The sequence below is a fragment of the Dietzia sp. CH92 genome (assembly GCF_032248695.1).
Lineage (GTDB): Bacteria > Actinomycetota > Actinomycetes > Mycobacteriales > Mycobacteriaceae > Dietzia.
Genome location: NZ_JAVHXC010000007.1, coordinates 1 through 22,249, shown reverse-complemented (window position 1 = coordinate 22,249; position 22,249 = coordinate 1). Strand labels below are relative to the sequence as shown.

At 72.7% G+C, this 22,249-nt stretch carries 20 protein-coding genes and 1 pseudogene; 14 read left to right on the top strand and 7 right to left on the bottom strand.

The window, feature by feature from the left end; translation table 11 throughout:
• Positions 1-87 precede the first annotated feature (87 nt).
• The 4 genes from RWK90_RS14080 (at position 88) to RWK90_RS14065 (ending at position 5,196) form a co-directional block, all read left to right on the top strand.
• Positions 88-1,437 (top strand): 3-oxoacyl-ACP reductase, encoded by a 1,350-nt coding sequence (locus tag RWK90_RS14080; RefSeq protein WP_396230347.1) that lies wholly within the window; start codon positions 88-90, stop codon positions 1,435-1,437.
• Positions 1,438-1,443: 6 nt separating this feature from the next.
• Positions 1,444-2,349, top strand: a complete 906-nt coding sequence (locus tag RWK90_RS14075) for a MaoC/PaaZ C-terminal domain-containing protein (protein WP_314038246.1) — start codon at positions 1,444-1,446, stop codon at positions 2,347-2,349.
• 182 nt (positions 2,350-2,531) lie between these two features.
• The gene (locus tag RWK90_RS14070) at positions 2,532-3,908 is read left to right on the top strand and encodes a PQQ-dependent sugar dehydrogenase (protein ID WP_314038245.1); all 1,377 of its coding nucleotides are present in this window, start codon (positions 2,532-2,534) and stop codon (positions 3,906-3,908) included.
• Positions 3,909-3,963: 55 nt separating this feature from the next.
• The gene (locus RWK90_RS14065; RefSeq protein ID WP_314038244.1) at positions 3,964-5,196 is read left to right on the top strand and encodes a PQQ-dependent sugar dehydrogenase; all 1,233 of its coding nucleotides are present in this window, start codon (positions 3,964-3,966) and stop codon (positions 5,194-5,196) included.
• A gap of 47 nt (positions 5,197-5,243) precedes the next feature.
• Here RWK90_RS14065 and RWK90_RS14060 read toward each other — a convergent pair whose 3' ends face one another.
• Together RWK90_RS14060 and RWK90_RS14055 are read right to left on the bottom strand one after the other, a co-directional pair.
• Positions 5,244-6,047 carry a fructosamine kinase family protein gene (locus RWK90_RS14060; RefSeq protein ID WP_314038243.1) on the bottom strand — a complete coding sequence of 268 codons (804 nt, stop codon included), beginning with the start codon at positions 6,045-6,047 and terminating at the stop codon, positions 5,244-5,246.
• Complete coding sequence (locus tag RWK90_RS14055) at positions 6,044-7,372, bottom strand: MFS transporter (RefSeq protein WP_314038242.1); 1,329 nt, start codon at positions 7,370-7,372, stop codon at positions 6,044-6,046. Before RWK90_RS14055 ends, RWK90_RS14060 begins: the two co-directional genes overlap by 4 nt.
• A gap of 44 nt (positions 7,373-7,416) precedes the next feature.
• On the opposite strand from RWK90_RS14055, the gene RWK90_RS14050 reads away from it, so the two are divergent.
• The 5 genes from RWK90_RS14050 to RWK90_RS14030 all read left to right on the top strand — a co-directional run bounded on the left by RWK90_RS14050 (position 7,417) and on the right by RWK90_RS14030 (position 12,487).
• The gene (locus tag RWK90_RS14050) at positions 7,417-8,412 is read left to right on the top strand and encodes an SRPBCC domain-containing protein (protein ID WP_314038241.1); all 996 of its coding nucleotides are present in this window, start codon (positions 7,417-7,419) and stop codon (positions 8,410-8,412) included.
• Positions 8,413-8,615: 203 nt separating this feature from the next.
• A complete protein-coding gene (locus RWK90_RS14045; protein ID WP_314038240.1) occupies positions 8,616-9,677 on the top strand; it encodes a beta-ketoacyl-ACP synthase III in 1,062 nt (353 codons plus the stop codon).
• Positions 9,678-9,781: 104 nt separating this feature from the next.
• The gene (locus RWK90_RS14040) at positions 9,782-10,876 is read left to right on the top strand and encodes an SGNH/GDSL hydrolase family protein (RefSeq protein ID WP_314038239.1); all 1,095 of its coding nucleotides are present in this window, start codon (positions 9,782-9,784) and stop codon (positions 10,874-10,876) included.
• Between the two features lie 151 nt (positions 10,877-11,027).
• Positions 11,028-11,456: a universal stress protein gene (locus tag RWK90_RS14035; protein WP_314038238.1), complete on the top strand. Its 429-nt coding sequence runs from the start codon at positions 11,028-11,030 to the stop codon at positions 11,454-11,456.
• A gap of 74 nt (positions 11,457-11,530) precedes the next feature.
• Positions 11,531-12,487, top strand: coding sequence for an SGNH/GDSL hydrolase family protein (locus tag RWK90_RS14030; protein WP_314038237.1), 957 nt, complete (start codon positions 11,531-11,533; stop codon positions 12,485-12,487).
• 259 nt (positions 12,488-12,746) lie between these two features.
• On the opposite strand, the gene RWK90_RS14025 is transcribed toward RWK90_RS14030, so the two are convergent.
• The 5 genes from RWK90_RS14025 to RWK90_RS14005 all read right to left on the bottom strand — a co-directional run bounded on the left by RWK90_RS14025 (position 12,747) and on the right by RWK90_RS14005 (position 17,050).
• On the bottom strand, positions 12,747-14,018 hold the full coding sequence (locus RWK90_RS14025; RefSeq protein ID WP_314038236.1) for a Dyp-type peroxidase: 1,272 nt from the start codon (positions 14,016-14,018) through the stop codon (positions 12,747-12,749).
• Positions 14,011-14,589 (bottom strand): copper chaperone PCu(A)C, encoded by a 579-nt coding sequence (locus RWK90_RS14020; RefSeq protein WP_314038235.1) that lies wholly within the window; start codon positions 14,587-14,589, stop codon positions 14,011-14,013. The genes RWK90_RS14025 and RWK90_RS14020 overlap by 8 nt, the downstream gene beginning before the upstream one ends.
• Positions 14,590-14,656: 67 nt before the next feature.
• Positions 14,657-15,283: a hypothetical protein gene (locus tag RWK90_RS14015; protein ID WP_314038234.1), complete on the bottom strand. Its 627-nt coding sequence runs from the start codon at positions 15,281-15,283 to the stop codon at positions 14,657-14,659.
• 34 nt (positions 15,284-15,317) lie between these two features.
• The gene (locus RWK90_RS14010) at positions 15,318-15,815 is read right to left on the bottom strand and encodes an NUDIX domain-containing protein (protein ID WP_314038233.1); all 498 of its coding nucleotides are present in this window, start codon (positions 15,813-15,815) and stop codon (positions 15,318-15,320) included.
• Positions 15,816-15,940: 125 nt separating this feature from the next.
• A complete protein-coding gene (locus RWK90_RS14005; protein ID WP_314038232.1) occupies positions 15,941-17,050 on the bottom strand; it encodes a hypothetical protein in 1,110 nt (369 codons plus the stop codon).
• Between the two features lie 428 nt (positions 17,051-17,478).
• Here RWK90_RS14005 and RWK90_RS14000 point away from each other — a divergent pair, with 428 nt between their 5' ends.
• The 5 genes and pseudogenes from RWK90_RS14000 to RWK90_RS13980 form a co-directional block, all read left to right on the top strand.
• The gene (locus RWK90_RS14000; RefSeq protein ID WP_314038231.1) at positions 17,479-18,930 is read left to right on the top strand and encodes a hypothetical protein; all 1,452 of its coding nucleotides are present in this window, start codon (positions 17,479-17,481) and stop codon (positions 18,928-18,930) included.
• Positions 18,931-18,968: 38 nt separating this feature from the next.
• A complete protein-coding gene (locus RWK90_RS13995; protein WP_314038230.1) occupies positions 18,969-19,961 on the top strand; it encodes a PspA/IM30 family protein in 993 nt (330 codons plus the stop codon).
• A 38-nt stretch (positions 19,962-19,999) separates the two neighbouring features.
• A complete protein-coding gene (locus RWK90_RS13990; RefSeq protein ID WP_314038229.1) occupies positions 20,000-21,214 on the top strand; it encodes an alpha/beta hydrolase family protein in 1,215 nt (404 codons plus the stop codon).
• Positions 21,215-21,249: 35 nt separating this feature from the next.
• Complete coding sequence (locus RWK90_RS13985; RefSeq protein ID WP_314038228.1) at positions 21,250-21,744, top strand: transcriptional regulator; 495 nt, start codon at positions 21,250-21,252, stop codon at positions 21,742-21,744.
• Between the two features lie 173 nt (positions 21,745-21,917).
• Positions 21,918-22,249, top strand: a pseudogene (locus RWK90_RS13980) (hypothetical protein); the annotation flags it as partial.

Here is a 22,249-nt window from a genome sequence, read left to right as displayed (position 1 = left end):
CGAAACGCGGCCCTGGCAGTATTGTTACTCAGCGGTAAGTTACTTGTCGACCCGTAGGACCGCACACCTCTCCAGGAGATGATCGCCATGGCACAGGGCAACCTCGACCTCTACTCGCAGTTCGTGACCTCGGCCCCCGGGTCGTTCATCGCCGGCAAGGTCGGCCTGCCGCAGCCGGAGCAGCTGCGCCGCCACGAGGCCGGCGAGCCCGCCCTCCACGGCCCGGTCCTCATCGGTGGCGAGGGCCGCCTGGTCGAGCCGGTCCGCGAGATGCTGTCCTCGGACTACGAGCTGGCCGGGGCGGGTGCCGAGGGCAAGTTCGCCGGACTCGTGTTCGACGCCACCTCCTTCAAGCGCCCCGAGGACCTGGTGGCGCTGTACGAGTTCTTCAACCCGGTCGTGCGCAACGTGATGGCCAGCGGCCGCATCGTCGTCCTGGGCACCACGCCCGAGGAGACCGGCTCGGTCGACGAGCGCATCGCCCAGCGCGCGCTCGAGGGCTTCACCCGCTCGCTCGGCAAGGAGATGAAGCGCGGCGCGACCGTCCAGCTCGTGTACGTCTCCCCCGACTCCGATGCGGGCGCCTCCGGGCTCGAGTCCACCCTGCGCTTCGTCCTGTCGGCCAAGTCGGCGTATGTCGACGCGCAGGTGTTCCGCGTGGGCGCCGGTTCCGCCAGCGCCCCGTCGTCGTGGGACCGTCCGCTCGAGGGCAAGCTCGCCGTCGTCACCGGGGCCGCCCGCGGCATCGGCGCGGAGATCGCGGCGGTCCTGTCCCGCGACGGTGCGCACGTGATCTGCTGCGACATCCCGGCCGCCGGCGAGTCGCTCTCGGCGACCGCCAACAAGGTCGGCGGGACCTCCCTGCCTCTCGACGTCACCGCCGCCGACGCCGCCGAGGTCCTGGCCAAGCACATCACCGAGCGCCACGACGGCCGCCTCGACATCCTCGTCCACAACGCCGGCATCACCCGCGACAAGACGCTCGCCGGCATGGACGCCGCGCGGTGGGAGTCCGTGATGGCGGTCAACCTCATCGCCCCCGAGCGGATCACCGCCGAGCTCGCCGAGAAGGGCATCCTGGGCGAGGGCTCGCGTGTGATCGGCGTGTCCTCGATGGCGGGCATCGCCGGCAACCGCGGGCAGACCAACTACGCCGCCTCCAAGGCCGGCGTGATCGGCTTCGTCAACGGCGCCTCCGAGGAGCTGGCGTCGCGGGGCATCACCGTCAACGCGGTGGCGCCGGGCTTCATCGAGACCCAGATGACCGCCGCCATCCCCTTCGGCACGCGGGAGGCCGGCCGCCGCATGAACTCGATGCTGCAGGGTGGCCTGCCGGTCGACGTCGCCGAGACCATCTCCTACTTCGCGAGCCCGGCCTCCTCCGCGGTCACCAACAACGTGATCCGCGTGTGCGGCCAGTCGCTGCTGGGGGCGTGATCGGCCGTGGAGTACACCCGCCTTCCCGGCATCCCCAACCTGCTCGGCCAGTACGGCAAGGCCGCGGTCGGTGCCCTGCCCGTCGTGGGCGGCTCGCGTGACGGCACGTCGATGCCGTCGAAGGGCGTCGAGGTCACCGGAGTGCGCGTCGACGTGGCCAACCTGGCCGCGTACGCGCGCGTCTGCGACCTGCGCCTGACCGACGAGCTGCCGCTGACCTACCCGTTCACGCTGGCCTTCCCGCTGAGCATGCAGCTCATGCTGGACCCGGACTACCCGGTGCCGGCGATGGGATCGGTGCACCTGACCAACGAGATCGAGTCGCGCCGTCCCCTGCGGGTCGGCGACGAGCTCGGCATCCGCGCGCACGCGGAGAACCTGCGCGAGCACCCGGCGGGGTTGCTGTTGGATGTGGTCACCGAGATCAGGACGGGCGACGACGACGAGCCCGCCTGGGTGCAACGGTCGGGCCTGCTCTCGAAGCGGCGGACGTCTCTCACCCCGCCGAAGGACGCCCCGCGCCCGCCGAAGCCCGCGCCGCCGACCGCGGCCGAGCTCGGTGATCCCACGGTGGTGAGGTCGGTGTCCGAGGCGCGGATCGCGGAGTACGCGGCCGTGTCCGGGGACCGCAATCCCATCCACGTCTCCGGGGTGGGCGCCAAGGCGTTCGGGTTCCCCAACGTCATCGCGCACGGCATGTGGACCGCCGCGACGCTGCTCGGCGTGGTCGAGGGCGAGATCCCCCGGCGCGCCCGCTACTCGGTGGAGTTCGGCAAGCCGGTGATCCTGCCCGCGAAGCTGGGGATCTACGCCCGGCGCGGCGGTGCCGGCGACGCGGCCTGGTCGCTGACCGTGCGCAACCCCAAGAAGCTGGGGACCGTACACGCGAGCGCGACGATCGAGGAGCTCTAGCCTCTCCGACCAGCGACTGGAGCGCCCCGCGCGCCGCCCGTGAGCGGGCGCGCGGGGCGCTCCTCGTCTCTGGGGTGACGTAGGGGTGTCGTAGGGGTCGGATACCGTCATCTGAACCCCGGTGACTTCGGTCGCCGGGGCTCGTCGCCCGTGACCCCGTCGCGCCTATCCCCGGAGGCCCCGTGTTCCGCTCGTCCCCTTCGCGTCCCCGTATCCGCTCACGAGCCGGCCTGCGCGCCGGGTTGACCGCCGGTGCGGTGGCGACCGCGGCCGCCGCGGCGATGGTGGCTCCGCTGACCGCGAACGCCCAGAGTGCGGCGCCGGGTTCACTGTTCGGGTCGCTGGATGCCGGTTCATCGGGTTCGGCCGGGTCCCTCGGCTCGACCGGGTCCGCGGGTTCACTCGGCGCGCCGGCCGCCCGGCCCGAGGACCGCTACCCGGACGAGCCCCTGCCCCCCGGCCCGGAAGTCGAAGTGGAGACACTGGTCGGCGGCCTGACCATCCCGTGGGACGTGGTCCGCGACCCGAGCGGCGTGGTGGTGACCGGTGAGCGCGGGACGGGCAGGGTCGTGGCGATCCACCCCGACGGGACGACCACCGACGTCGCGGCCGATTTCGACGGCCTGTTCACCGGCGGCGAGAGCGGCCTGATGGGTATGGCGTTGGCGCACGACTTCGCCCGGAGCCGCGAGGTCTACACCTGCCACTCGGAGAACTTCGCCGACGGCACGCCCGGCGACAGCCGCGTCACCGCCTGGCGCGCGGCGGACGACTGGTCGGCGCTCGAGGACCCCGACGTGATCGTCCCCGGCATCGCCCGGCAGAACATCGGCCACCACTCCGGGTGCCGCATTCTCGCCCACCCGGATGGCACGCTCTACATCGGCACCGGTGACACCTTCCACGGCGCGGTCCCCCAGGACCTGCGGTCGCTCGGCGGCAAAGTCCTGCACGTGACCCGCGACGGCTCCCCCACCCAGGACCCGGCCCGCATCCCGGGCGCGGACCCACGCATCTTCACCTTCGGCCACCGCAACGTCCAGGGCCTGGCCCTTCAGCCGGGGACGGGACGCCTCTTCTCGGCCGAGCACGGCACGCACCGCGACGACGAGATTAACCAGCTGCGGGCCGGCGGCAACTACGGGTGGGACCCGCTGCGGCCCGGGATCAACGAGCGCGACCACGACGACGCCTCGCCCATGACCGATCTGGTGAAGTTCCCCGACGCGGTCGAGGCGACGTGGTCGTCCGGCGATCCCACGCTCGCGACGAGCGGGATCGCGTTCCTGGACGATCCGGCGTGGGGCGAGTGGGACGGCGCGCTGGCGGTCGCGATGCTCAAGACCAAGCAGATCGTGCTGATGAGGCTCGACGAGGATGGGACCAGCGTGCTCGAGCTCGGGGCCGTCATCCCCGGCGAGCACGGCCGCATCCGTTCCCTGACGGCCGAGCCCGGCGGAGCGCTGCTGGCCACCACCTCGAACGGCCAGGGCCGGGACGAGGTGCTCCGGATCCGGCCCGCCGCCGTTCCGGTGTCGCCGGCGCCGGGGGTCGAATAGGTTCGGACGGACGGAGGTTCACCCCTTCCCCGAGTCGTCCGACCCAGGAGCAGCCGTGCCCAGTCCCGCCTTCCCCCGCACCCTCGCCGGGCTCGCCGCCGCGGCGGCGGTCACCGTCGCCGTCCCGCTCACCGCCTGCGCGCAGAGCAGCCTGCCCGGCGGCTCGTCCGGCTCGATCGACACCAGCCTGATCCCGCCGGGCAGCCTCTTCCCCGCCACCCCGGGTATCGGCGCCGGAGAGGGCGTCGCGGTGGTGGAGGGCCCGGCGGTCGAGACCGAGACGGTCATGGACGGGCTGACCATCCCGTGGGACGTGGTCCGCGCGCCGGACGGCACTCTCCTCACCGGCGAGCGCGGCGGACGGGTGGTCGTGCAGCGCCCCGGCGAGGAGCAGCGCGAGATCGGCATCGAGCTGCCGGGCCTGTTCCGGCAGTCCGAGAGCGGCCTGATGGGCATGGCCGTGGACGCGGGCTTCGCGCAGAACCGCGAGATCCACGTGTGCTGGTCGCGGTCGCTCGGAGGCGAGCGTGACAACCGGATCACCACCTTCGCCGTCGACGAGGACTGGACCGCCATGACGAAGGTCCGCGACACTCTCACCGGGATCCCGCTCGGCGACAACGGCCTCCACAGCGGCTGCCGGCTGCTCACCGCCCCCGACGGTTCGATCTACATCGGCACCGGGGACACCTTCACCGGCCCGGCCCCGCAGGACCCCGAGTCGCTGGCCGGCAAGACCCTGCACATCACGCCGGACGGCGAACCCGCGACGGGGGACTCGGTGGTCCACACGATCGGCCACCGCAACATCCAGGGTCTGGCGATCCACCCCGAGACCGGCCGGATCTACTCCGCCGAGCACGGCCCGGACGTCGACGACGAGGTGAACCTGCTCGAACCCGGCGGGAACTACGGCTGGAACCCCGACGTCGGCGGCCGCTACGACCAGAACGTGCCGATGACCGACACCGCCAGGTTCCCGGACGCGATCGAGGCCGTCTGGTCCTCGGGCGCCCCGACGCTGGCGCCCGCGGACATCGAGTTCCTCGGCCCCGAGTGGGGCGAGTGGGCCGGCGCGCTGGCGATGGCCAACCTCAAGACCCAGAAGCTGGTCCTGCTCCGGCTGAGCGACGACGGCCGCTCGGTGGTCGACGCCTCCGTGCTGCTCGAGGGCGAGTTCGGCCGGCTTCGGTCCCTGGCCCCCGAGCCGGGCGGCTCGCTGCTGGTGACCACCTCCGACGGCGACGGTCGCGACTCGGTGTTCCGCGTCAGCCCCTCCGGCGCCTGACCCCGGGCGACTGACCCCGGGCGCCTGACTCCCGGGCGCCCCGAGGGTCAGAGCGCCAGCACGCGCCGGGCGGCGTCGGCCAACGCGACCGCGTAGCCGGCGCCGTGCCCGGCCGAGTGCGTGGCCAGCGGGTGCAACTGGTGCAGCGGCACCCGCTCCCGCCAGCCCTCGCGCAGCGGGTGGGCCTCGTCGTAGCCACGCAGGATGTGCTCGAGATGCGGCGCGCCGAACAGCGCCAGCATGGCCAGGTCGGTCTCGCGGTGCCCGCCGTGCGCGGCGGGGTCGATGAGCACCGCCTCCACGCCGCCCCCGCCCTCGACGTCAGCCGCGTCCGCCCGGGTCCACAGGACGTTGCCCGTCCACAGGTCGCCGTGGATGCGGGCGGGAGCGTCGTCGGGGTCGTCGAGCTCGCCGGCGGCGACGCGGTCGCAGGCCCGCTCCACCACCGCCAGGTCGGCACCGCCCACCACGCCCAGGTCCACCGCGATGCGGACGAAGGGCCGGACCCGCTGCTCGGCGTAGAACTCGCCCCACGACGCGGTCGGCCGGCAGTCCTGCGGGCGGTTACCGATGAAGCACCGGCCCGCCCAGCCCTCGGCGGGTGCGCCCCAGGCGGCCGCACCCGCATCGTGCATCGCCGCCAGCGACCGACCGAACCGCAGGGCCGCGTCCGCCGTGGCGCGACCGGCGGGGATCTTCTCGAGGGTGATCTCGTCGTCGTCGACCCCCTTCACCGTCACCACGCGCGGCCCGCCGGGGGCCGCGGCGAGCCAGGCCAACCCGGCGGCCTCGTGGCGGAAGAAGTCGGGCCCGTGGCCTGAGCCGCGTTTGACGAACACCTCGGCGCTCACGGCGTGGTCTCCTTCTCGCGCGCGGGGGCGCGGTCGGCGGATGTGTGGCCGGCGGGAGTGCGGTCGGCGCGGCCCAGCAGGGGCCCGGCCAGGGCGGCGATGAGGACGCCGCCCACGATCATCGGCGTCACGGTCCAGCGCAGCCCCGCGACCTCGGCGATGAGCCCCACCAGCGGCGGCGAGGCGAGGAAGCCCAGCCGCATCACCCAGTTCAGCACCGCCAGGCCCGCACCCGGCGCGAGGCCCGGGATGGAGTCGGCGCCGACCATCGCGCCGGGGATGACGGTGGCGATCCCCCACCCGGCCAGGACGAACCCGGCGAGCAGGACCACCAGCAGGGCCGGCCCGTCGAGCGTGAACGACGCGACGAACGCCGCGCCCGCGCCCACCAGCACGCACAGGCCTCCCGCTCGACCCAGCCGCGCGGCGCCGAACCGCTCGACCAGGGCGTCACCGGTCACGCGCCCGGCCAGCTGCGCGCCCTGCACGGCGATGAAGCCGAGCCCGGCGAGCCCGGCGCCCGCGATGGTGGTCTCGCGCAGGTAGAGCGCCGACCAGGTCTGGGCGAAGTCCTCGACGAGCTCGGCGCAGCACGCGAACAGTCCGAGCGCGATCACCAGGAGCAGCGCGCGGCCCCCGGGGAAGCGGCGCCCGGCCTTGGCGTGTGGGTCGCGCGCGCGGGCGGGCTCGGCCGGCACGGCGTCGAGGTCGCGGCCCCGCTCGTCCTCGGCGGCGGCGGGCCCCAGCCGCACGGGGTACGCGGCCAGCGCCGCCAGCGCGCACACCACCGCCGCACCGATCATCTGGGCCCGCACCGACGCCCCCGCCCCGGCGGCCACCGACCCGCCCGCCGCGCCGAGCACCGCCCCCAGCGACCACAGGGCGTGGAAGCGGTTGATCAGCGACCGGCCGTGACGCAGCTGCACGCGGATGCCGTGCGCGTTCATGGACACGTCGGTGATCGCGTCGCACACGCCGAACACCAGCAGCAGCGCGGCGAACACGGCCACGACCGGCGAGAAGCCGACCAGCGCCGCCACCACGGACGCGGCGATCATCATCGCCACGGCCACGGCCCCGTCGGAGCGGCGCCGCATGAGGACGGGTGTGAGCAGTCCCCCGACCAGCGCGCCGGCCGGGTAGCAGGCCATCGCCAGACCGAACCCGCCGGCGCCCAGGTCGAGCGCGTCCTTGAGGTCGGGCAGGCGGGGCACGATCGCGCCGAAGACGGCTCCGTTCGCCGCGAAGAGCAGGGCGGTCGCGGCGATCGGCCCCCGGACGCCGCGGGCACGATCCGCGTCGTGGGGCGCGCTCGTCGAGGTCACGCCCGCCAGGGTACGGCGCGGGGGCCGGCGGTAGCGTTGTGCGCGTGGAGTCGACCGACGGGCGGGAGCGCAACATGTACGACGTGACGGCGGAGGTCCGGACGGACGACGGCAGCACCCGGGTCGTGTGCGGCGTGCCGCTGCCGGTGGCGCCGGAGGTCGTGTGGGACGCCGTGGCCACCGCGGAGGGCATCGCGTCGTGGTTCGTCTCGTGCGCGATGGAACCGCGGGTGGGCGGGCGGATCGTCCAGTTCGCCGACCCGGGCGCGCCGGACCCCACGACCGGGCCGGAGGCGGCGGCCGAGGCGATGCTCACCGCGACCGTCGGGGAGATCACCGAGTACACGCCGCCCGCCGCGGGCGCGCCGGGCCGGTTCGCGTACGTGGAGCGGGACTGGATGGGCGAGGGCGTGCCCGTGCCGCCGTGGGAGACGTCGTGTGAGGTGGTCGACGACGACGAGGGCGGCAGCCTGCTCACCCTGCGGTCGGGGTTCGCCTCCGTCGGGGATCTGGCGGAACAGTCGGTGTCGGGCAGTGTCGACGGGTGGGCGCAGGCGCTGACGGTGCTGGCCCACCGGCTGACCCATCGCCCGGCCGACGGGGTGGTGACCGTGGACGCGGCCACCGATCCCGTGCGGCAGACGGTGCCCGAGCTGTGGGCCCGGGTGACGTCGCGGCTCATCGCGCCCGCGGCGGGTGCCGGCCACAACCCGGCCGGGGGCCCGGGGGGCGGTTCGGGCAACAGCGGCGTCGTCGCGCGCTCGGGCGAGGTCGGCGGCATCGTGGTGACCGAGTCGGAGGCGTCGCGCACGCTCATCCTGTCGGCGCCGGTGGACGGGATGCTCGAGTTGTTCGCCTTCCCGGCCGGGGAGACGCACGAGGACGCGGCGGGCCGTGCGGCGCTGGCGTTGCGGGTGTACGAGTACGTCGACGCGCCCGGCGGGGACGGCCGCCCGCTGGGTGCCGCGGCGGTCGATGTCACGCCCACGTGGGACGCCCCGCGCTGGCGCTCCTGGCTCGACGGGCTGCTCGCGGACTGACCTGCGGGGGCACCGGCGGGCGCATTAGCGGGCGCCGGACCTGCGGTTACGCCCATGGGCGGCACTCCGGGGGCTGCCGGGGGTGGTGGTGGAAACGCGGCGGTACGGTAGGGCGATCTTCCCTGTGACCGCAGTAGGGTGGCGGGGAGTTATGACACGCGCGCCGTCGAGGCGCCGTCCACCGACGAGGAGCGAGATCGCCAATGGCGGATTCCAACGAGACCGTGACCATCGCGACCGGCGAGGGCGCCACCGGCACGACCCTCCTCGGGATCGGGGCGTACCGCCCCAGTCGGATCGTGAGCAACGAGGAGATCTGCGAGAAGATCGACTCCACCTCGGAGTGGATCTACGAGCGCTCCGGCATCCTCAACCGCCGCGTGGCCGGCCCGGACGAGGGCATCGTGTCCATGTCGATCGAGGCGGCCCGCGCCGCCGTGGCCTCGGCCGGCATCGACGTGGAACTGATCGACGCGCTCATCGTGTGCACGTCCACCAACTGGACCCAGGTCCCGCACGCGGCCCCGCAGGTCGCCACCGCCCTCGGCCGCAACGGCATCGCGGCGTTCGACCTCACCGCCGGGTGCGCGGGCTTCGGCTACGGCCTCGCCGTGGCCACCAACATGATCCGAGGCGGCGGCGCCCGCTACGTGGTGGTGGTGGGCGTGGAGAAGCTCAGCGACGGACTGGACTACACGGACCGCAACACCGCGTTCATCTTCGGCGACGGCGCCGGCGCCGTGGTGGTGGGCCCGTCGGAGACCAACGACATCAGCCCGGTCGTGTGGGGTTCGGACGGCGAGAAGGGCGAGGCCATCCGCCAGACCAAGGACTTCAAGCAGTACGTCGACGAGGTCGACGGGCGGGGCCTCGGCGAGGAGGCCGTCGTCCAGCCGTTCCTCACCATGGACGGCTCCAAGGTGTTCCGTTGGGCCGCCGTGCAGGTGTCCAAGGTGTGCGCGGAGACGCTGGAGTCCGCCGGCGTGACGGCCGACCAGATCCAGGCTTTCATCCCCCACCAGGCCAACGGCCGCATCAACTCCGCGATGGCCAAGCACCTCGGCCTGCCGGACACGGTGGCGATCGCCAACGACATCGAGCAGACCGGCAACACCTCGGCCGCCTCGATCCCGCTGGCGATGGAGACCATGCTGCGCGAGGGCCAGGCCAAGGAGGGCGACATCGCCCTGTGCATCGGCTTCGGCGCGGGCCTGTCCTACGCCGGCCAGGTGGTCCGTCTGCCCGCGGCCCCGCCCGCCAGCTGACGCGTTCCCCCGCTCGACCCGCGCCCTCCCCGGCCCCGCGAGACCCCTCGTGGCGCGCCCGGGAGGGCGCCCATCTAGACACGTGTTCATGAGACGCTGAACGCATGCACACGTCCCTTCCCCGCCGCTCCGCGCGCCGACTGATGTCCGGTGCCGCCGCGGCCGCCGCCGTCCTGCTGTCCCCCGTGCTGGCCGCCCCCGCGGGTGCCGTGCCCGCTCCCGCGATCCCGGCGCCGATCACCCCGGAGACGGGGCCGCTCGAGGTGGCCGGGGGTTCGGTGCAGACCCTCGGCGCGAACATCGCCGGGCAGGTCACCGGGACCGGGATGGGCCCGTCGGTTCTCGCCGGCCCCGGCACCGGCCCGTCGAAGTACGTGGCGCTCGGCGACTCCTACGCCGCCGTCGGCCGGATCGCGCCGGGCGCGTGGGGCGCGGGTCCGGTGGCGTGTGTGCGCACCTCCGACGCGTACCCGACCGTGGTGGCCCGCGAGCTCGGCGTGGGCACGTTCGTCAACGCGACCTGCGGCGGTGCCGTGGTGGACGACTTCAGCGCGGTCGGCCGGACGGGCGCCCCGCCCCAGTTCGACGCCCTGGACGCCGACACGGACCTGGTGTCGGTGACCATCGGCGGTAACGATGTGGGCTTCGCGGCCGTGATCGTGGCGTGTGCGGTGCGACCCAACACCGCGCCCGAACTGTTGCCGCTCGTCGACGGCGCCACCGGGAACCTGTCGCGGGGTTTCGATCCCACGACCGGCTGCTCGGATGTCATCGACCGCCAGGCCGCCGAGGCCCTGGAGCGGCTCGACCAGCGCCTGGACGGGGTCTACGCGGAGATCGCCCGGCGCGCGCCGGACGCCCGCGTCGTGACCGTCGGGTACTTGGCGGCCGTCCCCGAGGACGACGCGATCATCCGGCAGTCCCCGTCGTGCGCGCCGTTCATGGGGATCAGCGCCGAGGAGCGCGCCAAGGTCCGTGGCTTCCAGGACGGCATCAACCGCGTGGTGCGCGACGCCGCCGAGCGCAACGATGTCGCGGTGGTCATCCCGGACGAGCCGGGCCACTCCATGTGTGAGGCGCCCGAGCGCCGCTGGGTCGACTTCACCGGGCTGGAGACCGGCGTCGTTCCGGTGCACCCGACGACGGCCGGGCACGCCCACGTCGCGGATCGGGTGCTGGCCGCCCTCGGCGACGACTGACGCGGCGACGCCTGACGCTCCGCCAGCCCCGAACGGGGCTGATCTCGGCGGTCTGCGCTCGCATGAGGCGAACTCTGACGTATAGCGTCCGGGTCGAACTGTATAGAGAGTGCCGCCCGCGAGCGCCAACCACACCGAGAAGGTCCTGTAGATGATCAAGCAGATTGTAGTCGGGGTCGACTCGAGCGACACCGCGTTCGCGGCCGCCCATCGCGCAGCCGAGCTGGCGAGTGCGCTCGGCGCCGAACTCACCGTCATGACCGCGTTCGGCAAGTTCGAGCGGGAGACGGTCACGCTCGGCGGGGAGACCTTCGTCCTCTCGACCGAGGACGACGCCCGCTCCGTCGCCGGGTCCGTGGTCAACCGGCTGCGCGCCGAGTTCCCCTCCGCCCGGATGAAGGCCGACGCCGAGGAGGGCAAGCCGGGCGAGGCGCTGGTCCGCTTGGCGGATTTCCTGCGAGCGGATCTCATCATCGTCGGCAACAAGCGCGCGCAGGGCCTGACCCGGGTCCTCGGCAGCGTCGCCCGCGACGTCACCGCGCACGCCAACTGCGACGTCTACGTCGCCCACACCGTCTGACGCCGCCCGCCGATTCTCGGGCGGACGTGGGCGAATCGCCCACTCACCGGCGCCGATGAGGAGACACTGAGCAGATGTCGACTCCTCATCGCCGCCGTCGCGGCCCCCTCACCACGTCCCTCGCCCTGGCCGCCGCGGTCACGCTGGCCGCGGCGCCCGTCGCCTCCGCCCAGTCCACAGCCCAGCCGGATGGCGCGATCGCCGTCAGCTCCCTGGGCGCGACGAACGAGATCCCCGGCAGCGTCGCCGGGTCGCTCGGCTCGCTGGCCGAGCCCGCCTATGCCGAGTACGTCGCGCTCGGCGATTCGTACGCGGCCTTCGGCGACCAGTCAGACGTGGCGGCCCCCTGTGCCAGGAGCGCGAGCAACTACCCCGGCCAGCTCGATGAGAGCCCGGCTGTCGGTGAGCTCACCGATGTGACCTGCGGTGGGGCGGTGACCTCGGATATGTTCGAGGCCCAGCACCCGGGCGTCGCCCCCCAGCTCGAGGCCCTCGACGAGGACACCGATCTGGTGACCCTGTCCATCGGCGGCAACGACGTGGGCTTCGGTTCGATCGTCGGGTGCATCACCGGTGGCGCGCCGGGCTCGCCCCGCGACTGCGAGAGCGAGCTCGGATCGACGGTGAGCGGTCTCATCGCTGACGTGTACGGCGAGGACGGCGCGGTCGACGAAATCTACGCCGAGATCGCCGAGCGCTCCCCCGGCGCGACCGTGATCGCCACCCAGTACCTGCCGCTGATGCCCGCCACCGATGCGGCCGGCTGCCAGTTCACACAGTTCATCGGCACGGAGAACCTGGAATGGGCCCGCGAGATCACGCAGGCGATCAACGATGCGGTCGATGAGGCGGCCCGCCGCAACGGCCATGTCTCGGCACTCCCCGTCGACAGCACCGACCGCAGCGGCTGCGCCCCGGCGAGTGAACGGTGGGTCGTGTTCCTCGACGGTTCGGAGAACAACGCCGCGTCGTTCCACCCCACCGCACTCGGCCAGCAGGCCATGGCGGACGCCATCGCCGCTGCGCTCTGACGAGGCTGCACCGGCCCGCCCACTCCAGCCAAGTCCGCAGCCACTCCCAATCCACCCTGCAGCCGCCCCTGTCGATGGCGTCTCGCGCGCTCCGCGGGGCGGGCGAGACGCCATCGCCGGGAGCGGCTGCGGAGGGAGGCGCGAGCGAGACGCCATCGCCGGGAGCGGCTGTGGAGGGAGGCGCGGGCGCGTGGGGGCCGATCGCCCGACGTGACGGGGCGCCGTCGCCGACTCACCGGCGACGGCGCCCCTCTCGGCGTCAGCCCTCGAACAACCCCTGCCCCACGTACCCGCCCTCGGGTGCGCCGGGCGGCAGTGCGAACACCGCGGACCCGATGGGGATCGTCCACGTGTTGAGCGCGTCCTGCTCGGCGAGCCGCTGTTGGACCGGGATGTACGTGCGTACCGGGTCGGCCTGGTAGGCGGTGAACAGCAGCCCGGAGTTGCTGATCTCGCCCCCCTCCGGAGGGTCGTCGTAGTTGTACGGCCTCCGCAGCATGGCCTCCCCCCGGTTCCGCTGGCGGGCCCGCGCGATGTGCGATTCCGGCGGTATCACGGGCAGGCCGGTGTCGTCGATCGCCTCGAAGTCGGCCGGATCGCGTTCGTCCCGGCCGGTCAGCGGGGCACCGGTGTCGAGCCTGCGGCCCACGCTGAGTTCGCGGGACGTGCGGTCGATCTCCTCCCAGGTGTCCATCGTCATGCGGATGCGCCGGAGCACGAGCGAGGATCCGCCCCGCATCCAGCGTTGGTCGCTGCCGTCGGAGAACAGGATCTGGTCGAAGTCGATGTCGTCCGGCCGCGGGTTCTCCGTGCCGTCGATCTGTCCGAACAGATTCCGTTGCGTCTGGCCGCTGGGGTCGGTCCCGACGGCCTTGCGGAAGCCGCGTTGCGCCCACCTCTGCCGGGCGACCCCCCTCACTCCGGAGGCGAGGATCCGGGCGGCGTGCGAGACGATCAGCGGGTCGTCAGCGCAGATCTGCAGGAGCAGGTCGCCCTCCGACCAGCGGTCCTCGAGCTGGTCGATCTGCGGGAATGCCGGCAGCTGCGCGAGCCACGACGGGCGCTTCTCCGGCATCCCGGCGGCGTCGAAGAAGCCCGGCCCGAGCCCGATGGTCACGGTGAGCCGCGCGGGGTCGGCGGCGAGTTCGGGTTCGAGGTCGGCCAGCCCGCCGTGGCCCCGGGTGAGCCGGGCGGCGTCCTGGGACCAGGCTCGCAGGACGCCCTGGATCTCGGTGCGTGTCGCTCCGGGGACGATGTCGAACGCCACGAAGGCGGCGTGCGATTGCGGCACCGTGGTGATGCCGGCCTGGCGCGGGCCGTGGAACGGTTCGGTCGCCGCCCCCACGATCCGCGAGTCGGCGAGGGCCTTCCAGTCGGTGACCCCCTCGTCGTCGTCGACGATCCCCCGCCCCCCGTAGCCCGCGGCGCCTCCGATGACGCCGCCACCCACGACGGCCGCGACGCCGCCGGTGAGCACCGACCGCCGGGACAGACCACGCCGTGGCAGACCGCGTCGGGCCTGGTCAGCCATCGTGATTCATGCCTCCGCCCGCCTCATGGCCGGAGCCGCCGGAGCCGCCGTGGCCGCCGTGGCCGCCGCCGACGTACTCCTCCTCACCGCCCTGGAAGTCGCGGGCGGAGACGGTGACGCCCTGTTCGGCGTCGCCGAACTCGAGGGTCAGCGTGATCGGCTGGCCGGTGGTGATGGGCTCGTCGAGGTCCATGAGCATGATGTGGTTGCCGCCGGGCTCCAGGACGAGCTCGCCACCGGCGGGGATGACGAAGCCGTCCTCGCGTTCCTGCATCATCATGCCGCTCGCGCCGGGGACGGTCTCGTGGAGCTCGGTGCCGCCGCCGAGGTCGCCGTCGACGCCGGTGAGGTGCAGGTCGGCGTCCCCGGGGTTGCGGATGGTCCCGAAGACGCCGGACATCTCGGTGTCGGTGGCCTTGGCCCAGCCGTCGTCGAAGGTCACCAGGGTGGTGCCGGCGCCGGGCTCGGCGGCCGCGTCGCCGGTGTCGGGCTCGTCGGTGCCGCAGGCGGTGGTGAGGGCGAGCGCGAGGGCGGTGGCCGCGGCGAAGGCGGCACGGGTGTGGGTACGCATGTGTGTGTCCTTGGTGGTGTGGGTGAGCGCCCGGCAGCGCGGGGGCGCGCCGGTGCGTGAGGTGGGATCACACAGCCACGGGTGGCGCCCGGGTGCCTCCGCGGGCGAGGAGGAACCGTCCGCGCGGGGCGTCGGCGTCGTAGGAGGACAGCAGTCGGGCGACGACGACGAGGTGGGCCGTCTCCGGCGTGGGCAGCACCCGGGCGGCCAGCCAGGACAGCGCCCCGGCGAGGACCGCCACCAGAGCGACCGTGACGACGATCGCGGCGAGGTGGGCGCCCAGCATCGACGGGGTGAGCAGCGCCGCCGCAGAGGCCGCGGGGCGGAGGCCGGCTCCGTCCATCGCGGCCCGCACGGCCGCGGGATCAGTCGCGTGGTGGCCGAGCGGGCCGGCCGCGCCGTGCGAGTGTCCAGAGGCCAGCACGAGGTGGACGAGTCCCTGCCCCGCGAGGAGGCCGGCCCCGGAGGTGAGGATCGGCGAGCGCTCCCGGGCCGTCGCGGCGGTGACGGCGCCGATCCCGGCGCTGGCGGCGGCGACCATGAAGATCTGACCCGCGGTGGGCGGGCCCGCCGCGACGCCCGCGGCGAGGCCGTGGGCGCTGATGCCGAAGACGGCGCTGACCAGCGCGACCACGATGCCCACGACCGCGGTCACCGCGGGTGGGACCTCGTTGCGGGTGCGGTCGGCGGGCATACCCCGATCCTAGGCGGGCACTACGACAGTTCCCTTATCCGGTGGTCGCGCCCTCGGTGGTGGTCGCGAGGCGCGTGCGCTCCTCGTCGGCCAGGCCCGCCTCGATGCGCTCGAGCATGTGGGGTCGCATGTCCGGGAGGTCGTCGATCGCGAACCAGCGGACGTCGGTGTTCTCGCCGTCGGCCGGGTGGGGGTCGCCGCCGAGATAGGTGCAGGCGAAGGTGTGGTCGATGTACTGCGCCCGGTCCCCGTTGGCGTACGTGACCATGCGGGAGACGCCGAGGGAGGCGAGGCGGTCGACGCGGATGTCCACGGCGGCCTCTTCGCGTGCCTCTCGCACGGCCGTGTGGGCCGGGTGCTCGCCGGGGTCGACGATGCCGGTGACGGGGGTCCACCAGCCGTTGTCGCTGCGTCGGACGAGCAGGACCCGCTCGTGGGCGGGGTCGCGGATGACGGCGGTGGCCCCGGTGAGCCAGAGGGGCGCGTTTCCGACGTGCGTGCGGAGCTCGAGGACGAAGTCGGGGGTGGCCATGTCGGTGAGCGTATCGGCCGCGGAGACGGGCGGGTGAAACGACGGATCCCCCGCCGACCGTGTGGTCGGCGGGGGATCCGTGAAGTGCTATCCGGTCACTGACTCAGTCAGCGCGGGGCAGAAGATCAGTTCTGCTGATCCTCGGGCAGGCACTCGTCGCGCTCCATGGAGCCGTTGTTCTTCAGGAAGTCGATGGCCTCCTGCGGGAACTGGCAGACGAAGCCGAGGTTGACCTCGGGAAGGGCGGGCAGGTTGACGCCGCCCGAGACCGCCAGGCCGATGCCGATGCTGACGGCGGCCAGCGAGCCGAGGGTCATGATGTCCTCGGAGTCGACGGAGCCGCCCTCGCCCAGCGAGCCCTCGACAATGATGTCGCCGGAGCCGACGTTGGACGACCCGGTCTCGATGGCCTCGAGGATGCTGTCGAGCGAGCCGGCGCCCGGGAGTTCCGAGGAGCCCTCGGTGACCGAACCGAAGTCGAGGTCAGACGAGCCCTCGGTGACCGAACCGAAGTCCAGATCGGAGGAACCCTCGGTGACCGAACCGAAGTCCAGATCGGAGGATCCCTCGGTGACCGAACCGAAGTCCAGATCGGAGGATCCCTCGGTGACCGAACCGAAGTCCAGATCGGAGGAACCCTCGGTGACCGAACCGAGGTCCAGGTCGGAGGAGCCCTCGGTGACCGAGCCGAGGTCCAGGTCGGAGGAGCCCTCGCCGAGGGACTCGGTGCCGAACTCCTCGAGCGAACCGCCGAGGTCGTCAGAGCCGGCGGGCAGCTCGGTCAGCGAACCGGTGATGTTGGTCAGCGAACCGGCAGGCAGCTCGGAGGAACCCTCACCCAGCGAATCGGTCGGCAGCTCGGAGGAACCCTCACCCAGCGAATCGGTCGGCAGCTCCGACGAGCCCTCGCCCAGCGAATCGGTCGGCAGCTCCGACGAGCCCTCGCCCAGCGAATCGGTCGGCAGCTCCGAGGAACCCTCACCCAGCGAATCGGTCGGCAGCTCCGACGAGCCCTCGCCGCCGATGCCCTCGAGCGAAGCCGTGAGCGGGCTCTCCGCGCCGGTCGAGCCGACGAAGAGGTCCAGGCCGAGATCGATCGAACCACCGATGAGGTCGGTGCCGAGATCGAGGTCGAGGAGGGCGCTACCCTCCTGCGCGTTGGCGACACCCGGCATGGCGCCGAGGGCGAGACCGGTGGCCGCGATGACGGCGAGCATCCGCTTCGAGTTCTTCATAGGAATTGCCTTCCTTTGTCGTTGACGACCCGGCGACGAGTTCTGACTCCCCCACGCCACCCGGTCCGGCATGTGGCCTTGGCCACCACCTTCGGATCGTGTCGTCACTCTATCGGGGCAATTCAAAGTCGTGTTACAGGGAACCCTTGGTTGGAACACCCGGCCGGTGATGGGGACCAGTAAAGCTGCTCCGCTGGTAGGGGCGCCCGGGGTTGTGCCACAACGGTTCTCGGCCGTCTACCTCGACTTATGTTTAACCTGATAAGTGAGATAGCGCTTATTTAGCCGCTGTGCAACTCGTTGGGTGAATTTCCTCACTCTTTCACCCCCCGGGGGTCACATAGCCTGCGCCAGTCCTCGAGCCCGCCCCCACGGCATCGAAAGTTGAGGTTAACCTCGTATTGCTGTCCCCGAGAACCAGGAGCGTCATGGCACCGAGCACGACCGGAGTCCTCTTCCCCACCGATTCCGACGGAAACCGCTCCACGGGCCGGCTGGCCAAGCAGGTCGTCGCCGACGCACTCGCCACCGTCGACCCCACCGCGGCCGAGCGCGTCCACCGGATCAAGGACTGGCGCAAGGGCTACATCGGGCCCTTCACCGAACTCGTCCGGGTCGGCGTCTCCGACCCCGCCGCCTGGGACGGCGTCGCACGGGCCGCCCTCCAGTCACTGCAGTCCCGCATGGTCGGCGTCCACGAGGAGGACGGCCGACTCGTGGAGACCCCGATGACGGACTACCTCGCCGTCGTCGCCCCCACCTCCACGCCCGGAACCGAGACCATCCAGGGCACGGCGACCCCCGTCCGCGAACTCTCCATCCCCTTCCGCGGCGAAGAACTGACCGGCGACCTCCTCCGCGCCCGCCTCGACACCTGGGTCGCGGCCGGCGTCATCGAGCCCAGCTGCGCCGACGCCCTCAAGCTCGTGCAGGACAACCCCGAATGGCTGTCCCTCCCCGGCCGCGCCATGCTCGTTCTGGGCCTCGGATCCGAGATGGGCCCCGCCCGACGCCTCCTGCAGTGGGGCGCCGACGTCCTGGGCGTGGACCTGCCCTCCAGCCCCGCATGGGACCGCTTCCGCTCCGCATCCGCCACCTTCGCCGGACGCCTGCACATCCCCACCGACGCCGAGGGCCGCCCCGGCATCGACCTGCTCACCCAGCTCCCCGAACTGGCCGCGTGGGCCCGGGCCGCCGCCCCCGCGCCCCTCACCGTGGGCAGCTACTTCTACGCCGACGGCGGAACCCACGTCCAGCTCTCGTCCGCGGCCGACGCCCTCGTCGTCGACCTCCTGGGCGACAACACGGCCACCGCGCTGGCCTACCTCGCCACCCCGATGGACACCTTCGTCGTCCCCGCCGACGTCCGCGAGGCCGCCACGGCGGCCCTCGCCTCCCGGAAGATCACCGACGTCAAGCGAGTCGTCGGCGCACTCACCCGCCACAAGGTGTTCTGCCGCAACTACCCCGCCGGACAGGGACCCGCCGTCCACGACGCGCTCGTCCCCCAGCAGGGCCCCAACTACACACTCGCCAAGCGCGTCCAACGCTGGCGTGCGACCACCGCGTTCGCCGACGGCCACACCGTCTCCGTCAACGTCGCGCCCGCCACCGACACCTACTCGGTCACCAAGAACAAGATCCTCGCCAGCACCTACAAGGGCGCCTACGCGTTCGGCATCGAGATCTTCGAACCCGACACCTCCTCCGCCCTCCTCGCCGCACTGATGGTCCACGACCTCAACGTGGGCCGCCCGCAGGTCGACGTCCAGTGGCAGCACGAGTCCTCCGGCGCCGCGTCCGGCGGCCTGTGGCGTCAGCCGTACCTTCCCCGGACCGCCCTGCCCGTGGCCGCGCTGATCGGTACCGTCAAGAGGTAGAAACGCACCTTCGCCGTCGCCGACAAAAGGACCCCGCCATGCCGAACCCCTTCTCCAAAGGCTGGAACTACCTCAAGGCCTCGCTGGACAAGTCGGTCGACGACAACGCGGACCCCAAGGTGCTCGTCCACCAGGCCATGAACAACGCGCGGCAGCAGCACAAGTCCGTCGCCGACCAGGCCGCCGCGGTGATCGGCAACGCCAAGCAGCTCGAGATCGCCATGGGCACCAAGGCCCGCCAGCTCGACGAGGTGCAGGGCCAGATCCGCCAGACCCTCCAGGTCGCCGAGCAGGCGCGCGCCGAGGGCGACGCCGCCCGGGCCCAGCAGTTCGAGTCCCAGGCCGAGCAGCTCGCGGGTCGACTCGTCTCTATCGAGCAGGACCTGGAGAACACCCGCCAGCTCCACGGCCAGGCCGTCCAGGCCGCCGAGCAGGCCAAGCAGGCCGTCAAGGAGTCCGAGCACCGCCTGCGCGAGACGCTGGCCCAGGAGGACCAGCTGCTGCTGCAGGCCACCCAGGCCGAGATGCAGCACCGCACCTCCGAGTCGATGTCCGCCCTCCAGGGCGCGGGCGGCGGCAACTCCCCGACCTTCGACGAGATCCGCGCCAAGATCGAGGGCCGCTACACTACCGCGCTCGGGAAGCAGGAGCTCGCGGAGGCGACCGGCGCCCCGTCGACCGCGCAGCTCGACGCCGCCGCGTTCACGCGCGAGTCGGAGGGCCGGTCCAAGCTCGAGCAGATCCGCGCCTCGATGGGCCTGTCGTCCGGGTCCGACGCCGGCGCGGATCGCCAGCTGACCGACGGCGGCGGGGCCGGCGGGCAGGACGGCCAGGCCGGCGGTCAGGGCGGCCAGGCCGGCGCGCAAGGTGGTCAGGCCGACGGGCAGGCCGGCCAGGCGGACCGAGCCGAGCCGGCGGGGGCGCCCGACCAGGCGGATCCCGCGGCCCCGCGCGACCCCGACGAGGCCACCGACCAGCCCGGCCCCGAGGACCTGTCGGGCCCCACCCTGCCCCGCGACACCAGAGAGTGAGCCTTCCGGGGCCGGGGCCCGCCGTCTATCGTTGAGCGGTGCCCCGACATCGCTCGCCGCTCGCCCTGCCCCTCCTCGTGCCCGCGCTGGCCGCGACCCTGATCGCCGGGGCCGTGGCCCCGGCCGGTGCGCAGTCACTGCCCGGGTCGGCCGGCCCGGACATCGGGTCGGTGATGGGCTCGCTGGGAGGCAGCGTCGACCCGTCGAGCGCAGCCGCCGGTTCGGCGACCGTCGGCTCCACCGGCTCCACCGGAACGGATTCGCTCGTCGGTTCGGGCACCCTCCCGCCGCTGGGCACCGGCTCGCAGAACACCTCCGCCACCCCGCCGATCGGGATGGAGGCCGAGCCCGTCACGGAATCCGAGGTACGCGAGATCGAGGTCGGCGACCCGCTGGTGGCCGGCGGCGACCCCCGCTTCGAGCGCTGGTGGGTCGCATCGGAGTCCATGAACCGCGTTCTGCCGGTGGAGATCTGGAGGACGGCCTCGACCGCCCCTGCGCCGATGCTCTACCTGCTCGACGGCGTCGACTCGCCCTCACCCAGCGGCTGGCTACTGCCCGGCGGCGTCGACCGCATCTTCGCGGACGAGCACGTCACGCTGGTCATGCCCGCCCGCGCCGACGGCTCGCTCCACGCCGACTGGCAGCAGGACGACCCGGTCCTCAGCCGCAACAAGTGGCAGACCTTCCTCACCGAGGAGCTGCCGCCCTTGCTCGAGTCCGGGGCCATCCCCTTCAACGGCAAGCGCGGCATGGCCGGACTCTCGATGGGCGCGGCCAGTGCGGTGACGATCGCCGAGCGTCGCCCGGACCTGTACGAGGCGGTGGGAGCGATCGCCGGCTGCTACACCGCGCGCGACGACCTGGGGTTCATCCTCGCCAAGATCGTCGCCGAGACCCGCGGCGGCAACATCGCCAACATGTGGGGCCCGCGCACCGACCCCGACTACCTCGCCAACGACGGCCTCCTCAACGCCGACAAGCTCGAGGGCAAGGCCCTGTACTTCGCCACCGCCACCGGTATGCCCGACGCCTCCGAGTGGGACCGCAACGGCCGCGATCTCCTGCGCTTCACCCAGGGCGCGGGCCTGGAGATGGCGACCCACGCGTGCACCGTGGAGATGGACCGGCGGCTCGACGAGCTCGGCATCGACGCGCGGATCGACTACCTGCCCACCGGCCTGCACAACTGGGACAATTTCGGCCGTTTCGTGGCCCCGATGCGCGATACGCTGATGCCGGCGCTGCGCTGACCGCCGCGGCGCCTCCACCCCCGCGAGGAGTCGCCATGCCCACCACGCCGAAGGCCTCCGGATACCTCTCCCCCACAGGGTCGGTCGTGTTCCCGCGACGCCTGCCGCTGTCCGTCGAGGAGGGGTGGGCCGCGGTCACCGATCCGGCCCGCACCGCGCCGTGGATCGGCCCGTGGTCGGGCGACCCGGCGACGGGCACCGTGGAGCTGACGATGATCGCCGAGGACGGCGCGCCCGTCGTGCCGGTGGGGATCGTGCGGTGCGAGGCGCCTCACCTCGTCGTCGTCTCCACCGCCCCCGACGGGTGGGTGCTCACCGTCCGTATCGAGGGCGACGACGACGAGGTCGTCATCTCCCTGGAACAGGACATTCCGGACGCCGAGTCCGCAGCCTCGATCGGTCCCGGGTGGGACTTCTACATGGATCGGTTGGTCGAGGCCGAGGCGGGCCGGGATCCGGAGGCGGTCCGCTTCTCCCCCGATTACTACCCCGGGCTGTCCGAGCATTACCGGGCCCTGCTGGGCGGTTAGACCCGGCGCTTGTTGAGGCGCCCGCTAGCCCGCTCGATGTCGCGCATCTCCGCTGGTCATGGGCGTCGGACCCCATTGTGTCGTATCTCGTTGCTACTGTTCACTTGATCGAACACACGAGCGAGAGGCGTCGCCGGGCGGCGCCCCATCCGATGCGCGAACGGGGGATGGCGATGGGCCAGGCACCACAGTCCGACAGCGGCACCGAACCCGGCACCGAACCCGGCACCGATCCCGGCCCTGCCCTTGACGCCGGTGCCGCGGCCGTGGACTCTCCGCTGATCGCCGCGGCCGGAGCCGCCGCGGTCCGGGCCCTGCACGCCGAGAACATCGCCGCCGCCGCCCGGCTACGCGCCTGCTACGAGCTGTACTCGGTTTGCGAGGACGAACAACTGCGCCGCGACCTGGCCGCCGGCTACGACCCCCAACTCGACCTGAAACCCCAGCACGCCGTCATCGACCCGTTCCACATCGCCTGCGCCGAGATCGTCGCCGCCTACGGCGT

Bases quoted from the DNA above. Each gene is read 5' to 3' on its own strand.
- RWK90_RS14020 (WP_314038235.1), bottom strand. From the start codon at position 14,589: ATGCGTACCCACACCCGTGCCGCCTTCGCCGCGGCCACCGCCCTCGCG.
- RWK90_RS14040 (WP_314038239.1), top strand. From the start codon at position 9,782: ATGCACACGTCCCTTCCCCGCCGCTCCGCGCGCCGACTGATGTCCGGT.
- RWK90_RS14045 (WP_314038240.1), top strand. From the start codon at position 8,616: ATGGCGGATTCCAACGAGACCGTGACCATCGCGACCGGCGAGGGCGCC.
- RWK90_RS13995 (WP_314038230.1), top strand. From the start codon at position 18,969: ATGCCGAACCCCTTCTCCAAAGGCTGGAACTACCTCAAGGCCTCGCTG.
- RWK90_RS14035 (WP_314038238.1), top strand. From the start codon at position 11,028: ATGATCAAGCAGATTGTAGTCGGGGTCGACTCGAGCGACACCGCGTTC.
- RWK90_RS14025 (WP_314038236.1), bottom strand. From the start codon at position 14,018: ATGGCTGACCAGGCCCGACGCGGTCTGCCACGGCGTGGTCTGTCCCGG.
- RWK90_RS14015 (WP_314038234.1), bottom strand. From the start codon at position 15,283: ATGCCCGCCGACCGCACCCGCAACGAGGTCCCACCCGCGGTGACCGCG.
- RWK90_RS13985 (WP_314038228.1), top strand. From the start codon at position 21,250: ATGCCCACCACGCCGAAGGCCTCCGGATACCTCTCCCCCACAGGGTCG.
- RWK90_RS14030 (WP_314038237.1), top strand. From the start codon at position 11,531: ATGTCGACTCCTCATCGCCGCCGTCGCGGCCCCCTCACCACGTCCCTC.
- RWK90_RS14080 (WP_396230347.1), top strand. From the start codon at position 88: ATGGCACAGGGCAACCTCGACCTCTACTCGCAGTTCGTGACCTCGGCC.
- RWK90_RS14005 (WP_314038232.1), bottom strand. From the start codon at position 17,050: ATGAAGAACTCGAAGCGGATGCTCGCCGTCATCGCGGCCACCGGTCTC.
- RWK90_RS14010 (WP_314038233.1), bottom strand. From the start codon at position 15,815: ATGGCCACCCCCGACTTCGTCCTCGAGCTCCGCACGCACGTCGGAAAC.
- RWK90_RS14000 (WP_314038231.1), top strand. From the start codon at position 17,479: ATGGCACCGAGCACGACCGGAGTCCTCTTCCCCACCGATTCCGACGGA.